13 protein-coding genes are annotated in these 16,241 nt (G+C 41.9%); 10 read left to right on the forward strand and 3 right to left on the reverse strand.

Annotated features, from left to right (window positions below; genetic code table 11):
* Positions 1 to 4,750 (reverse strand): HYR domain-containing protein (locus HMJ38_RS21510; RefSeq protein WP_194976510.1); only part of this gene is annotated, 4,750 nt, incomplete at its 3' end.
* Between the two features lie 12 nt (positions 4,751 to 4,762).
* The gene (locus HMJ38_RS21515; RefSeq protein ID WP_194976511.1) at positions 4,763 to 5,740 is read right to left on the reverse strand and encodes a hypothetical protein; all 978 of its coding nucleotides are present in this window, start codon (positions 5,738 to 5,740) and stop codon (positions 4,763 to 4,765) included.
* Positions 5,741 to 6,286: 546 nt separating this feature from the next.
* Here HMJ38_RS21515 and HMJ38_RS21520 point away from each other — a divergent pair.
* From HMJ38_RS21520 to mgrA, 9 genes are all read left to right on the forward strand, one after another.
* Entirely contained in the window at positions 6,287 to 7,138 is an 852-nt protein-coding gene (locus HMJ38_RS21520; protein WP_194976512.1) for a sensor histidine kinase, read from the forward strand.
* 2 nt (positions 7,139 to 7,140) lie between these two features.
* Positions 7,141 to 7,884, forward strand: coding sequence for a LytR/AlgR family response regulator transcription factor (locus tag HMJ38_RS21525; RefSeq protein ID WP_194976513.1), 744 nt, complete (start codon positions 7,141 to 7,143; stop codon positions 7,882 to 7,884).
* A gap of 101 nt (positions 7,885 to 7,985) precedes the next feature.
* On the forward strand, positions 7,986 to 8,237 hold the full coding sequence (locus tag HMJ38_RS21530) for a hypothetical protein (RefSeq protein WP_194976514.1): 252 nt from the start codon (positions 7,986 to 7,988) through the stop codon (positions 8,235 to 8,237).
* A 248-nt stretch (positions 8,238 to 8,485) separates the two neighbouring features.
* The gene (locus HMJ38_RS21535) at positions 8,486 to 9,250 is read left to right on the forward strand and encodes a hypothetical protein (RefSeq protein WP_194976515.1); all 765 of its coding nucleotides are present in this window, start codon (positions 8,486 to 8,488) and stop codon (positions 9,248 to 9,250) included.
* A gap of 47 nt (positions 9,251 to 9,297) precedes the next feature.
* On the forward strand, positions 9,298 to 9,957 hold the full coding sequence (locus tag HMJ38_RS21540) for a hypothetical protein (RefSeq protein ID WP_194976516.1): 660 nt from the start codon (positions 9,298 to 9,300) through the stop codon (positions 9,955 to 9,957).
* Positions 9,958 to 10,132: 175 nt separating this feature from the next.
* A complete protein-coding gene (locus HMJ38_RS21545; RefSeq protein WP_194976517.1) occupies positions 10,133 to 11,464 on the forward strand; it encodes a YfcC family protein in 1,332 nt (443 codons plus the stop codon).
* A gap of 205 nt (positions 11,465 to 11,669) precedes the next feature.
* A complete protein-coding gene (locus HMJ38_RS25400) occupies positions 11,670 to 11,918 on the forward strand; it encodes a type II toxin-antitoxin system RelE/ParE family toxin (RefSeq protein ID WP_317174583.1) in 249 nt (82 codons plus the stop codon).
* Complete coding sequence (locus HMJ38_RS21555) at positions 11,915 to 12,202, forward strand: helix-turn-helix domain-containing protein (RefSeq protein WP_194976518.1); 288 nt, start codon at positions 11,915 to 11,917, stop codon at positions 12,200 to 12,202. Before HMJ38_RS25400 ends, HMJ38_RS21555 begins: the two co-directional genes overlap by 4 nt.
* 267 nt (positions 12,203 to 12,469) lie before the next feature.
* Entirely contained in the window at positions 12,470 to 13,486 is a 1,017-nt protein-coding gene (mgrA, locus tag HMJ38_RS21560; RefSeq protein WP_194976519.1) for an L-glyceraldehyde 3-phosphate reductase, read from the forward strand.
* A 608-nt stretch (positions 13,487 to 14,094) separates the two neighbouring features.
* Here the strand turns inward: mgrA and HMJ38_RS21565 are convergent.
* The gene (locus HMJ38_RS21565) at positions 14,095 to 14,886 is read right to left on the reverse strand and encodes a hypothetical protein (RefSeq protein WP_194976520.1); all 792 of its coding nucleotides are present in this window, start codon (positions 14,884 to 14,886) and stop codon (positions 14,095 to 14,097) included.
* 225 nt (positions 14,887 to 15,111) lie between these two features.
* Between HMJ38_RS21565 and HMJ38_RS21570 the strand changes: the two genes are divergently transcribed.
* The gene (locus HMJ38_RS21570) at positions 15,112 to 16,236 is read left to right on the forward strand and encodes a pyridoxal phosphate-dependent aminotransferase (protein WP_194976521.1); all 1,125 of its coding nucleotides are present in this window, start codon (positions 15,112 to 15,114) and stop codon (positions 16,234 to 16,236) included.
* Positions 16,237 to 16,241 lie beyond the last annotated feature (5 nt).

Here is a 16,241-nt window from a genome sequence, read left to right on the forward strand (position 1 = left end):
TGATATATTCCGGATCGCTGCCCTCCTCGAAGACAATGCCCTCGCTGATGGCTTTATCGAACGATGTGTTCCAAGGTACAATCAGCATATCGGAAAGCTCCTGCTCCCCTGTCGTCCTGCCGTTTTTGTTCGGCACTTTGCATTTGAAGACCAGCAGGTTGAACTTGAACTTGTCGGTTGCCTTATTGCCCGAAGGATCTTTGGCCTCGAATTCCACAAAGCTGTTCTCAGGTTTTCTGAACTTGGTTCCGGGTTCAGGGCACTGATGAAGCTCAAAGCCGCAGTTGTCGGAGGCTTCCACCCTGTCCTTAAAGTCAGGCATGGTAAAGGTGTCCCCTTTCTTCATCATCCAGACAAAGGCTTTCTTCTCAACTTTGATTTTTGGTTTGGTCTCATCCACTAAAATCACCTTGAATTCAACTTCGTCCCTGTTGCCTTTCGCATCTTTGGCTATAAGCTTGACGCTGTTCTCCCCTATATCCTCACAGGTAAAGTCGCACTTGCTCAGGTCGAGTTTCAGCGGGCCACAGAAGGCCGTGGAACCGTCATCGGCCATATCAGGGTTAAGTCTTGCCTTGCCCTGACTGTTGAGTTTCAGTGTCACCACAGGTTTGGCTTTGGCAGTCACTTCACATTCTCCTTCGATAAGGTTGACTGTCACACGCTGCTTGGCGGTGCATATATTACCGCTGCCATCAATGACTGTCCAGGTCACTGTCGTGGTGCCTATGGGGAACACCGCAGGGGCATTGTTCCTGACCTCGGCAATGCTGCAGTTGTCTGATACCTCCGGTTCACCGAGATCAACCTCGGAGGAAGAGATTCCGCCGCTTGTTGCGCTCAGTACCAGATTGGCAGGGGCCTTGATATCCGGTAGTTCCCTGTCCCTGACCGTTACCTTCTGTACCGCAGTGGCCGAATTGCCGCTTCTGTCTGTTACCGTCCAGGTGACAATGGTCTCACCTAGCGTGAAGGATGTAGGGGCATCATTGCTCAGTCCGCCATCAGGAATGTCTCCCGTAAAGGTGGCTATGCCAAGATCCACATTGTTTGCTTCACAGATTCCCTTGTCGGTATCCACGAGGATATCGGCGGGAGCACTGACTGTCGGAAGATCCGTCTCAGTATCCGCAGGAATCACGGTTACGCTCTGGGTATCCGTTGCTGTATTGCTGTTGACATCGGTCACTGTCCAGATTACAATGGTGGTTCCTATCGGGAAGGACGTCGGTGCATCGTTGGTTACTTCTGCCACACCACAGTTGTCGGAAGTTGTCGGGGTTCCGAGTTCCACATCAGTAGCTGACTCCTCTCCTGCCTGCAATTGAATACTGATATTGGCAGGGGCGGATATTTGAGGTGCTTCATTGTCCTCTACTCTTACCGTCTGCGATGCGGTGGCTGTGTTGCCCGAGGCATCGGTTGCTGTCCAGGTGATCTGGGTATTGCCCACAGGGAAGGTTGCAGGGGCATTGTTGCTGATGCCGTCAGATGGGATGTCCTCACCGGTCACTGTTGGTGTGCCGAGTTCAATGGCTGAGGCGCCACAGGTGCCGGGGTCATTGTTGACCGTGATGGCAGGTGGTGCGGTAATGGTAGGTAAAACCTCCCTCGTCACTGTGACGGTCTGTTCTGCAGTGGCCTCATTGCCACTTCCATCCCGGACGGTCCAGATTACTGTAGTAGTACCCACAGGGAAACTGCCAAGTGCATTGTTGCTTACCTCATCGATGCTGCAGTTGTCTGAGACGGTAGGCTGTCCGAGTTCCACATCCTCTGCCGAATCTTCATCGGCCTCTATCCTGATGGTGATGTTCGCAGGGGCGGTGATCAGCGGCAGTTCTTCATCCACCACAATAACGGTCTGTTCTGCGGTGGCCTCATTGCCATTGACATCAATCACTGTCCATATTACTGTGCTTGTGCCCAACGGGAAGACCTCAGGGGCATTATTGCTGAATGACAGGACTTCACAGTTGTCCGAAACCTTTGGTTCACCCAAATCAATCTCTCCTGACTCGCAGCCATTGGCCACGGTTAGTGTATTGACTGTAGGCGGTGCGATGATGGTCGGAGCCTCTTTGTCCACCACGGTTACGGTCTGTATCGCAGTGGCTGTATTGCCTCTGCCGTCAATGACTGTCCATACCACATTGGTGGTTCCCACAGGGTAGGTTTCAAGGGCGGTATTTGTAATGCCATCGGCAGGTATATCCTCACCGGTCACTGAAGGTGTTCCGAGTTCAATGCCTGATGCGCCGCAGGTGCCGGGGTCATTGTTGACCGTAATGGCAGGTGGTGCTGTGATGGTGGGCAGGATTTCCCTGGTCACCGTAACGATCTGCTCTGCCGAGGCCGTATTGCCACTGATATCTGAAACGGTCCAGGTAACAACTGTCACGCCAAGTGGGAACACAGTGGGTGCATTGTTTTCTATTTTATCGATACCGCAGTTATCAGAAGCCTCTGCTTGACCCAGTGCTACGACTGTCGCGCTGTCAGCATCTGGCGCAATCTGCACAAGCAGATCCGCAGGGGCAGTGATCAGCGGTTCTTGATCTTCTGTGACAGTAACAATTTGACTGGCTGTCGCCACATTTCCGTTCAGGTCTTCCACTGTCCAAGTTACTGTCGTATTTCCAAATGGGAAGAGTTCAGGTGCATTATTGGTTATAGATTTGATACCACAATTGTCAGCTACAGTTGGTTGGCCAAGTGCTACATCCGAGGCATCACATCGTGACAAGGTCGCCAAGACGGTTACAGCAGCTGGCGCTGTAATAGTAGGTGGCTCGGGGTCAGTTACAGTTACCTCCTGTGTGGCAGTGGCAATATTGCCCTTTCCATCCGTAACGGTCCAGGTGACCACAGTTGTGCCGATAGGGAAGGTTGCCGGTGCATCATTGCTAATGCCGTCGTTGGGGATGTTCTCGCCTGTCACGCTGGGTGTGCCAAGATCCGCAACGGTTGCAAAACAGCTTCCAGCATCCGTGCTTACATTTAGAGGTGCCGGTGCTAAAATGGTAGGCAGTACTTCTGTCGTTATGATAACATTTTGTAAAGCGGTCCCCGTATTGCCAGCCAAATCGACAGCAGTCCAAGTAACATTCGTCGAACCGACTTCGAAAACTACCGGTGCGTTATTCTCAAGCAGCTGTAAACCACAGTTTTCCAAAATCAATGGTGAACCAAGGTTTATATTTATGCTTTCGATACCATCCGATCCGGCCGGTAATTCGATTACCAAGTCAGCAGGAGCGGTAATCGAAGGCGCAATATTGTCAATCACTTCAACCTCTTGGGTTGACTGAACTTGATTTCCCGCAGCATCTGTCGCAGTCCATGTGACAACAGTAATGCCGAAGCCAAAATTCTCGGGAGCATTGTTTGTCAGTGTTGGCTCACCGCAATTATCGGTGGCGGTAACTCCACTGAAATCCACATTGGTGAATACGCATTGATCTGCACTGGCATTCAAGACAATTCGACCCGGTATCGAGATTTCTGGCGCCTCCTTGTCCTCAATGACTACCAATTGTTTTTGGGTGGATTTAAGGCCTGATATATCCGTAAAGGTCCAAATGATCTCAGAACTACCCTGTTTGGTAATCGGAAACAATGATTCATCCGCTGTCCCTATAACCTTGCTGCCGTCTTCGGCGGTTGCGGTTGGTGCGGTCAAATCCGACAGGTTGATGGCGCAAGCATCCTCAAGGGTTGGCAGTTCTGCCAAATCAGGTTTAGGAGGCACCGTAAATTGTGGCTCACCGACAATGAATTCCTTACTGACCACCGGACTCCAAATTCCTTGGGTATCCCTGATACGTACGGTGATACTGTGAGTACCCTGTGACAAATCAGCCACGGCAATCAATGCTTCTACAGAAATCGCCGATGCCGGCTGATCTAAAGTTATAGATGTGGCATTGCCTTCTCCCGGATCATCGCCATCAAAAAAATACTCTACATAGTCCACCATAGTGGGTTTACCGAAGTTTTCATCATTGACATAAAACACACTACTCCTGGCAAGACCCCAAATATTATCCTGACTTTTGAAACGGACGCCGATGTTATGGAAACCTGGCTGAATGTCTGTAAGGGAAATATTTCCCAAGACTTGGGGATTGGGACCTTGGTTCACGGAGAGGGATTTTCCCAAACCAGGTCCCGGGTCGTTATCTATAAAATATTCAGCCGCTGTGATTGGAAGCAAAGGCGAATCTGTAATGGAATTTTGGATAAAAAATATCCGTGACCTCGCAGTTGACCATTTTCCTGATTGGTCCTGAAACCTTACAGCAATATTATGGAAACCTTCAGGAAAGCCAGAGAGGCTGACAGGGATTGCCAATGAAGCTTCGGCTCCCGGAGTAATATTGGTTTTGGTGCCATTACCGGGTCCTGGGTCTGTGTTGATAAAATATTCCATACTTACCACGGTACTGACTTCCTCAGAATCTACGGGACTTTCGATCAAAAACACACGTGTCCGTGCGACAGACCAAAAATCATTGCTGTCTTTGAACCGGACCGAAAGTGTATGGAAACCTAAGGCCAACCCCTGAAGGCTGACCTGAGTCTGAACACTTGGATTAGCAGATGCAGGCACTGGAAAAGACTTTCCACTGCCCACACCTGGGTCGGCATCCAGAAAATACTCCGCCGCTGTGATGGTTGGATTTTGTGCCCTTGCTGCAAAGGGCAACCACATCCACCCCATCAATAGGATGCATAAAAAGGTTCTCATGGTCGTGTCAACTTAATTGTTGGCTTTACCTTCAACCTGGATATTCAGCGTACCGTTTTGGGGTACGGTGGGGTTCAGTATGACCAAAGATTCGACACTTGGTATACCCGGCAAGCCAGAAACCAAAAATCCTTTACCTCCGAACAACCCAATATCTGTCCCGTCTGTACCGGCATTGATGCCTACACTGCCTGGCTGCAATGAAAGATCCATTCTGTACAAATCGGATGAAAAGGTAAAATTCACAAATTGAGGATCTGTTTCAAGAAAGTTTCCAGAACCGCTATTGGCTGAAAAGTCAATATTCGGAGCATTGTTGAATATAGAATTTGCTATACTGGATTGATTAAGACTAAATGAGGAACCATAAAAAACACTATTGGTAATTACATTTGCCCTCCCTTGAATAGACCCAGCATAATATACATTATTGGATAAAATTGAACCGTTAATTACACATGTATTCATATAATTATTTCTAATCGTCCAATTGGCTGTCAAATTATTATCATAGTAATTGTAAACTCCACTACCATATAAATTATTTTCTTCCAATAGCCAATTTTGAGGGATTCGGGAGGGATCGTTTGGACTATGGTACAAATAATTAACCTGGCACCTTCTTACCTGCACTTCATCGCAATCAGCAACCCCAATGATGATAGCGCCGATATTGAGGCCCAACAAAATGGATTGGGAAGCTTGGTTACTGCCAAAAGTCAGGGTGCCGATGGTCGCGTTTGCACCACCGTTGAAGTCCGTATTTGCTCCCGGACCTATAATGGTCAGACGTATGTTAACAGTGAAACTTCCATAGCTGGTGGATGAACCGCTTATCAGGATGATATCCCCATCAGAGGAAGCATCCACTGCTTCTTGTATGGAAGTGAATTGGGCTACATCCCCAGCATTATTGCTGACAGTACGGGTGGCAGCGAAAAGTCCGACTGAAACAATCAGGCAAAACAAAGAAAGTAGAAGTTTTTTCATGGTTTTCATAGAGTTAAGAGTTTTAGTAAATGGTGGAAAAAAAGATTGAACCAAAGTAGAAATGGTATGAGAATAATATTTTAATTTAAATCTAACGATGATATGATCTGGAAAACAGTGTGACTTAGCAATCGGCAAATCCCATTAAGAATCTGTCGGTTCCGGGGAGAATTTGGAAAAAGAATATTTCATTTATGTATCAAAAAAATGCCGCCCCTTTTGCAGAGACGGCATTGAAAAATAAGTACTCATTACCCTTAAATTGTTTTAAAATGAAATCAATCAGTTGAAAATCAGAATTAAATGTACTTGTAGAGATGCTAGTTGAGAAACTTGAAATAGCCAATGGTGGAATTGACTTAAAAATCGGATGGAAAATGGTTGAATTCGGTTTTAATAAATGTATTTTACCTATGACCTTAAAAATTAAAAAAGTGTTTCTAATCTCAAAACTAAATTAATATGCTTTAATTTTTAAAGAAAAATAACCTTCTCAAATTTAACCAAAAATAAATCTTATATTATCGGTTTAAAATTCATATTACAATGATTAAGATGGTTTTTTTTGGTGATTTTTGGAACAATCAATATTATTCCACAGTATTTTCTCTTAAAATTTTACAAATCCAGATTGATACCGAGATCAAAACCCTGATTTTATTTGCACTTATTCCTGTGATGGTAGCATTTTCCTTTGTGATTTTTGTCTTCTACCGCTCAAAAAGGGAAGCAAAAATTAAAGAAAAAGAAACAGAACTACAGCTCCAAAAAACCGAAGTAACCCTCAAAGCCCTCAAAGCCCAGATCAATCCCCATTTTATCTTCAATTGCCTGAATTCAATCCATCATTATATGTACAGCCATCCTGTCAATGAAGCCGGGCAATATTTATTGAAGTTCTCCCAACAAATCCGTTATGTCCTTGAAAGCAGTGAGCGAAAAACAGTCCCCCTCTCAGAAGAATTGGATGCCAACAGGGTTTATCTGGAACTCGAACAGTTACGCCTGAATCACACTTTTGATTTTTCCATTACTGTCGAAAATGGCCTGGACCCGGATACCATCTATATTCCGCCCATGCTGATTCAGCCTTTTTTGGAAAATGCAGTTTGGCATGGGGTATCCGGAGGCGGAAAAATCGACATGGTGATTTCACAAGCGGATGACAATCATTTGTTGTGCGAAATCAAGGATGAAAAGACCAATAGTAAACCTCTAGAAAAAGAAATAAATCTCAGTCAACAGGTCAAAAAGACTTCCTTGGGGATGCAGTTGATGCAGGAACGTTTTGATTTGCTTAACCAAATAAACAACAATAAATCAGGATACAGGCTCGAAGAGAGAAAAGATGGGATTCCAGGGAAAGTCCTGCAGATTAGGATACCTTTTGAAGATTAGCTATGAAAAAATACAAGGTCATTATCATAGAAGACGAAGCAGCTGCCCAAAGTCAATTGAAAGCATTGCTGGAAAAATATCCTGATTTACAATTGGTTGGTCAGGCTTTCAATTTGGAAGATGCTTCCAAATTGGTATCAAAGGAGGAACCGGACCTGGTTTTTTGTGATGTGGACCTTCCACCGGGCAATGCTTTTGATTGGTTGTCGGGATTTGAAAGCATCCCTTTTTCAATCATATTTACCACTTCCTACGATACTTACGCTACCCTTGCTTTTCGCTTGGCAGCGGTAGACTACTTGCTGAAACCATTAGTAGAAACCGAATTGGATCAGGCATTGGAAAAATTCCGGTCCAAAATGCAAAAGGGAAGCAACTTCGACCATGTGCAGGAATTACTGAACAATCTCCATAAATCCATCCCAAAAAAGAAGGTTGCCCTCCCTACCCTATCCGGATATCTTTTTGTGCCAATCGAGGACATTATCCGATGCGAATCGGACAATACTTATACCACCTTTCACCTGATTGATAAAAAAACCATCATCGTATCCAAAACCCTCAAGGAATGTGAACAGATGCTTTTGGAGCAGGGTTTTTTCCGGGTGCACAACAGTCATTTGATCAATTTGGCATATATCAAAGAATACCTCAAAGGAGAGGGCGGCCAAGTGAAAATGGAGGACGGAAGCTATGTGGATGTTTCCAGAAGGAGAAAGGATGAATTCTTAAAAAATATCCGATGATCTAACCAAATTCAACTAAAAGTTTACCATGTTCTATGGAGATTTTTCCATTTGCTAATTTGTGTTGGACTTTATACCACCAAATGGATAAATTAATCCGTATGAAAAAGCTTGTGGTCAGTGCATTTGTAGAAAAGGGAGAAATCCATTTGATCTTGGATGGTAGCCCGGTTGCTTCCTTATTTCCTGTGGAATTGGAACTCAGTGATGATGAACATGTACTCCAATGGTATGTGGACAGTCCGATCGGGGGGCAGTTTACGCTGAGTATTTCTTCCCCAAAATCCGCCGAGATGCAACTGACCAAACGTTTGGGAAAGGGAGAAAAAGATTGGGGGGGAGTGGGGATTTGAAAAAAGACAGAAGATGTGAGACGTGAGATTTTAGACTTGGCAGCAGAATGGAGTATGAGGTGAATTGGAAAATTGGAAGATTGGAACATTGAAAAATTGTCAGTGATTTACCAACATTATGGGTTCTATATATTAAGGAATAAAAGTTGGTAGTTTAAAGGATAAAATAATGGGTAAGAAAACTTAATTTAAATCAATTTTTTATTCAAATATATTTCTCAGTGTCAGTAGAAAAAATATAAAAGAATATGAAAACAGATAAAAACTTCAAATTGGAAGAGTCCTATGAAATCAGTCCAAATGATGCGGCTTGGTTGGTATACAATTTTATGAAACAGCCAGCCCTTTGTGAAATAGGATCTAAGGAGGCTATAGGCGGAATAATTGAAAAATCCACACTTATGGACCCAAATAAAGAAGATATGCTTCCTTTCAAAGGTACCATGGCTTGGTTTTGCAGAAATGAAGATCCAAATCTAGAATTGCCAAAGTGTTTTTTGGCATTTGAACAAGGCGAGTATCGTCCAGAAAGGGTGCCTGGTAGACCAAAAAAAAAGACATTGCTGTACAGTGATAAAATTATCTTATGCGACAAACCTCAAATCACAGAAAAAGATATATTGGATTTAATTTTGGATTCAAACCCTGTGCACAAAAGCGAGGACAAAGAAATCGACGTTGACACAGTGAGAAAACTTAGAACAAAATTCGGAAAAGATCCTAGGGGAAGGAAATTCAACCGGTACTATTGCAGTTTTTTTGAAAATGAGGGAGTAATCAATGAGGAAGTAAAAAACTTGGTAAAAAATGCGGATGTGGAGTATATCAAATATTTTTTTGGCTATGATAATTCCCATAAAAAATACTTTAGTTCAAATCGTATACGGTTGATCCTTATGGGGTATAATTCAAATGGATTACTTTTCAAAAACATAGATTTTAGAGAAAAATCCGGTTTAATCCTTCAAAATTCCTGGCCTCCACCACCACCAAACACAGAGGAGCAAACCTGAATCAGGTTTTGATTTCTGGCTTTGACAATTTTGCCCATAACTATTGCATGACGGACGCTGCTTATTACCTTAAGATCATATCTACCTTTTCAGTGCTTCTTCCTTTCCTTTCAGGGCTAGGATTGGGTATGCATAAGCTTAAGCCATACCCGCTGTTTTTGGTCTTTCTGTTTTTTGGATTTCTGATTGATCTAACCGGTTGGTACATGTATATCACGAACAATACCCAAGGAAATTGGTTTTTTCGCTATGCTTATAGTTTGGTGGAACCGCTATTTTACTTTTGGTGGATCGGGTATTTCAGCCAAAGCAAGGTCGTTGTCAAATTGACCAAGATTTTCATGCTACTCAGTTTTCTGTTTTGGCTATTGATCATTTTTTATCAACCTGCCTTTTCTACCTATTACATCTTCACAGAGGTAAGTTTGGCCTTTTTTGCGGGGTTCTTGGTATTGGAGATAGTGGAAGGGAAAAAAGAAAAATCCCTTCCATTATCCTTCTGGATAGTTTTTGGAATCTTTTTTTACAACTTCTGCACCTTTTTTGTCAAAGGCCTCCTCAACACCCAAATCGCCACTGATCTGTGGTTTATCCAAAATGTAGTCAATATCATAACCAATTTGATTTTTGCCTTGGGATTTTGGATGGGGAGATCGGGTCAGCTTAGTAATATAGTTTTAACAAAACACGGATTCAGAAGAAAATAGTCCGGCTTTCTTACCTTAAAACCTTGCAAGGTTTAAACTTTTAAATCCATTTTTCTATTTTTCGAATTCTAGACATCAACGAATTGAACATTCCCTAACCTTAGAACTTTCTTAAACCTTCGAACCAAAACCAAAAATTCCGATATTTTTACTTTCCAAATATTGGTCCCCAACTATGAAACTTTCCTTCCCCCACCCCATGATCATCATGTTGGCATTTGTAGTGCTGGCAACAATATTGACTTATCTGATACCTGCAGGTTCTTATGACAGGGTGTTGGATGAAGAGACAGGAAGGGAAGTGGTAGTTCAGGGCAGTTACAAAACATTGGAAAATCAACCGGTGGGTATTGGGAAAATGTTTCTCAGTGTCCCGGAGGGTATTATTGAAGGTGTAGAAGTAGTTGTATTGATCTTGATTATCGGTGGGGCGTTTTATGTGGTGGACAAAACAGGTGCATTTAAATCCGGATTGGAAGCCTTGATTCACCGGTTCAAAAACGGCAAAACCTTTTTACTGGCATTGGTTGGAATACTGTTTGCCACAGCAGGGACCCTGAACGGACTGCAGGAAGAAATCATCGCCATGGTTCCGGTGTTGTTGATCCTCAGCCGTAAGATCGGATATACCAAAATAGCAATTGTCGGTATTTGTCTCGGTTCCGCAATCATCGGCGGAGCATTTGGACCGACCAATCCATTTTCAGTAATCATTGCCCAAAAAGTAGCCGAAGTACCGGTTTTTTCAGGAGGCATGTACCGAATGGTCTTTTTTATAATTGCTTTAAGCTTTTGGATTTTTTATATGGTCAAATATGGGAAAGATATTTCTTTTGACACTTCAGGAGAGAGCGAAATCCCAAGTAAACTATCCATTTCCCATAGCCTTATCCTTGTTTTGGTCGCAATTACATTTGCGGTTATGATTTATGGATTAAGCAATTGGGAATGGGACTACAATGAAATGTCTGCCATATTTTTTGCATTGGGACTGTCAGCAGGAATCATCGGTAAATTGGGAATCAACGGTACTGCCAAAGCCTATGCAGAGGGGTTTGCAGAATTGATTTTTGCAGGGATCATCGTTGGGTTGGCGAGAAGTATCTATTTGGTATTGCAGGAAGGGCAGATCATTGATACCATCATCTATGCGCTTTTTAATCCATTAGAACACCTACCCTTAGGACTTTCGGCTTTTGGGATGATGATTGCACAGGCTTTGCTGCATATTCCAGTTCCCAGTACCTCAGGACAGGCTGTTTTGACCATGCCTTTGCTGACTCCAATAGCCGATCTGATCGGAATGTCAAGACAGGTGGTAGTATTGGCCTATCAATATGGTGCGGGGATTATGGATTTGGTTACTCCCAGTAATGGCGGTCTGATGGCGATCCTTGCGGCAGCCAGTATATCTTACAAAGATTGGATCCAATTTGCATGGAAACCAATTTTGGTCATTTTTGCTTTTGCCGGGATTTCAGTGGTATTGGGGATATTTATCCTTTAAACTTCTTTTTCTTTCTGATATAGAATGTTGGCAAACATTTGAAAAACCGAAAAATGTTTACATTTAACGAAACATTTTTGTAGCTTTGATTCATGATTTTATTTAAAAATGAATGATAAAACGATTTGAGACTATACTTTTAGAAGATGCCTTTAAATTTGTCCAAAATCAAGACTTAAAGGTCAGAAAGTAAATATTTCAGAATATAAGGAGAGCCGAGCAAAATTCTGACCCTAAATTCTTTAAAAAACTCACTAGTGAAATTTGGGAATTTAGAACTTTATATTCAGGAATTCAATACAGACTTTTGGCATTTTGGGACAAAGAGGACAAAACTGAAACTCTTGTTTTCGCTACACACGGAATCATTAAGAAAACCAGTAAAGTGGATAAAAAAGAGATTGACAAAGCCGAAAATATTAGAGCAAATTATCTAAAAAACAAAAATAAATGAAAAGTTACAAATTAGATGAAGCGGAAGACCTTTTAATTGCGAAAAAAGGAACTTTAGAAAGGGAAGAATATGAATTTGAGCTTAAACTTGAACTCATAGGCGATATGATTAAAATTGCCCGAAAAAAGAAGAATTTGACTCAAGAGCAATTAGGCGAATTAGTGGGAGTAAAAAAAGCACAAATTTCAAGATTAGAAAATAGTATCGGAAATGTGACTTTTGAGACGGTAATGAGGATTTTTAATGCTTTGGGGGCAAAATTGAATTTAAACCTACAAATCTAAAAAAACGATTTGCCAACATCACCTTGGATACAGCCTGTCTGCTGAAAGGCAGACGGGCGGTTCCGAGTAACCATGAAAATCATTTGGTTCTACCCATATTTTATCCCCCGAAAACATCGGGATCTTCGACCTAAAGGGACTTTTGGTAGTTTAGTATTCAATGCTAGATAATCCTTTGTTTCCAAGCATTTCTGGTAAATAAGGAAATATGGAATAACTTTAAGCAACAAAAAATTCATACCAATTATACCTACAAATAACATTTAAATGAAAATCAACGACCAACAACCTCTTCCAAATTATATCGCCAATGAAACCCGTTATGACCACATGCCATTTAGAAGATGTGGTAAAAGCGGTATTCAACTTCCTTTGATTTCATTGGGCCTTTGGCATAATTTCGGGCACAATGCTGATTTCAAAAATGCACGAACTATTCTGCGTCAGGCTTTTGATTTTGGCATCACCCATTTTGACCTGGCCAATAATTATGGTCCTCCTTATGGATCTGCTGAGGAAAATTTTGGCAGAATCATGGAAAAGGACTTCAGACCCTACCGGGATGAGTTGATTATCTCTACCAAAGCAGGATGGGATATGTGGCCGGGACCTTATGGGAATTTGGGTTCAAGGAAATACCTAATCGCCTCTCTTGATCAAAGTCTAAAAAGAATGGGTTTAGATTATGTGGATATATTTTACCACCACCGACCAGACCCAGAAACACCATTGGAAGAGACCATGGGAGCTTTGGATCATATTGTCAGGCAAGGCAAAGCGCTTTATGTGGGCATTTCTCAATACAGCGCTGAGGACACAGCCAAAGCCCATCAGATATTAAAAGACTTGGGCACTCCCTTATTTATCCATCAACCCCGCTACAGCATGTTTGACCGTTGGGTAGAAAATGGACTTTTGGACGTCATTGGTGAAAAGGGCGTTGGTTCAATCGCTTTTTCTCCCTTGGAACAGGGAGTATTGACAGACAAATATCTGAAAGGAATTCCTGAGGACAGCCGGATAGCTAAAGACGGCAGGTATCTCAAAGAAAGTCAGATTTCTGATGAAGTATTGTCCAAAGTAGGTGCACTGAATAAAATCGCCTTGAACCGTGGTCAAAGCCTGGCCCAAATGGCCATTGCATGGTTATTGAAAGACGAAAGGGTTACCACGGTTTTGGTTGGGGTCAGCAAACCCGAACAATTGGCTGATAATGTGAATGCCGTAAAAAATCTGAATTTCACCGAGTCAGAGTTAAAGGAAATCGAGAAGATATTGGTTTAAAGCTTAGAACCGAGATGCGATAGCCTAGAAGAAGGGGGTTCGTCATTGCGATTCCTCAATATTTTTAAAATGTTCAGAATAGGAAATGACATTGGGTTCTGTGTCATCCCGAGTGGAGAAAATTGGCATTTTCAGAAAGGGGAATGACATCAAGACGTGCAGCAGACCTCTCCTGACGTCGAGGTGACAAGGCAAGGTTCTTCCTGGACTTGAATGCTATTTGTAGTTCGAAACTATCAATTTACAAATCTGTCATTGGTAGTGGAGAAAATTTGGCATTTACAGAAAGGAAATGACATCAAAATGGGCAGTAGACCTCTCCTGACGTCGAGGTGACAAGGCAAAGTTTTATTATAGATTTAATGCTATCTGTAGTTCTAAACACTCGATTTCAAAATCTGTCAATGGTAGTGGGCTAGCTCTATTGTTTAAACAAAAAAAATGATGGAACCACAAAAGTGCCAAAAGAACACAAAAGATACTGAATATAGTCTTTTGTTACCTTTTGTTCCTTTTGTGGTTCAAATTAAATCCCCTATGTGATTATCTGCTGGAGAGCAAAGCTGAGATATTAGAAGAGATATGTGAATTACAATAAATCTCAATGTTTAACGAATGGCATTTTCCAAGGTAGCCAAATAAATGAATTTTTGATCGCGGGATTTCAGACCTTTTTCCTGTGCGGCCCGCTGTTCTGCGGTGGATTCCATATCCTCATATTCCTGCGCATTGAAAAACTGAACATAATCTTTGTAAATGTTCATGGTCAGGTGGGTTGATTTAGCTTCACTACCCATTGGCAGGGCTGTTCTCAGTAAACTCCAACTCCCCATCAAACCTTTTTCAATTCTGTTTTGATGAATGGGTAAAAATACTTCCTTCTCAGCTTTTTCATATTCATTAAACTTTCCTTCCACTGCCTTCATCAGGTCAAAAGAGGCTAGCGTTCCGGCTCTTAATTGAAAATTGTCTTTTGTTGAAGCAATTTCCTGCATATAAGCTCTTTGCGCTAAATCTCTATTTTGAATGGCATCATCAAATTTTTCCTTCACTTGTTTTTCTGTGAGGTGCGGGTAAGCAATCATGGCATATCTCACCATATCTTCCTCCGAAAGCCCGCTCATCATGGAAACAGGGTCTTTGAAATAAGTAATGGTGATGTATTGGAATTCACTAGGATCGGCTCCGGATTGCAAAGACCAAAAATCCCAACCTTGGATTTTTTTATCATTTACAGCAGCGCGATATACCTTATCCATAAAATCTTTAAACTCAATAAAATCATAAGTTTGATTGGATTCCACTTTGAAGAATTCAAAAACCAAATAACGTGTCTGTTGGGCATTGGCCAAACTGAAGGCAAAAATACCCAGGAACAATAGAATACTTATTTTTTTCATTGTCTGATTATTTTAAGTTTTACATCATCTGATAACTATTCCGTAAAATTTAGGAATTATATTTTGAATTTTATAATATTATCAATCTTTTTTTTAAGTAAATTACTACTTTGGTAAAATACTCTCTTTTTAAGTTTAATTTTACGCTTTTTAAACCTCATAAAAAGTTAAGCATTAGGAATAAAAGCCATATCTTCCTACATTTTGCATTAAAATCAAAAAACCATGAAACTATCAAGAAGACAATGGTTGAAAAGTGCCTCATTTGTAAGTGGTACAGCTTTGTTTACAGGAACTGGGGCAATCTCTGCCCTATCAACCGAAGAAGTCAGAAAATTCAATCCCAGGCCACTTGATTCTTTAATCAGATTAGGATCCAATGAAAATCCTTATGGCCCCTCTCTCAAGGTAAGGAAAGCTATGGAACAAGCCTTTGATCTAGGTTGTAGGTATCCATGGTCTTTTAATTCGAGTCTTCAAAAAATGATAGCGGAAAAAGAAGGCGTTCCGACTGACCATATTGTACTTGTCGCAGGTTCAACAGAAGGACTGAAAATAACCGGAATTACTTATGCTGGTCCCGGGGACGAAATTATTTCAGGACTACCCACTTTTCTTTCCTTAATGACCTACGCTGAGACCTGGGGTGCTACGATCAATTGGGTTCCTTTGAACAAAGATTTGAATTATGATCTTCAGGAAATTGAAAAACGGGTTTCCTCCAAAACAAAACTTGTTTTTTTATGTAACCCCAATAATCCAACAGGAAAACTGCTTCCTGCAAATGAAGTACTTGACTTCTGCAATGCTGTCAGCAAAAAAACAATGGTATTCAGTGATGAGGCCTATTGTGACTATATCGAGGATCCAAATTACCCCTCAATGACCCAATTGGTGAAGGAGGGCAAAAACGTGATCGTCTCAAAAACACTTTCAAAGGTATATGGATTGGCAGGGATAAGATTGGGTTATTTGGTGGCAAGACCGGATATAGCAGCAAAACTATCTGAAAGGGTGGTAGCGAATACCAATATTATGGCGATTGAAGCAGGAAAGGCGGCATTGCTAGACGACGAGTTTTATCAATTCAGCTTAAGTAAAAACAAAGAGGCTAGGAATTTGATCGAATCGACCTTAGATCAATTGAAACTCCCCTTTCTACCCTCCCAAGCCAATTTTGTGTTTTTTCATGCCAACCAAGATGCAACCTCCCTTGCAAAGAAAATGCTTGCAAAAGGAATCATTGTTGGTCGTCCATTCCCCCCCTTCAATGATTGGTGCAGGGTAAGCACAGGTACGATTGAGGAAGTACAGCTTTTCAATAATGCACTGATCGAAACTTTGGGTTAACAGGT

Origin of the sequence: Aquiflexum lacus (genome assembly GCF_015476655.1) — a bacterium.
In the GTDB taxonomy this organism is placed as follows: Bacteria; Bacteroidota; Bacteroidia; order Cytophagales; family Cyclobacteriaceae; genus Aquiflexum; species Aquiflexum lacus.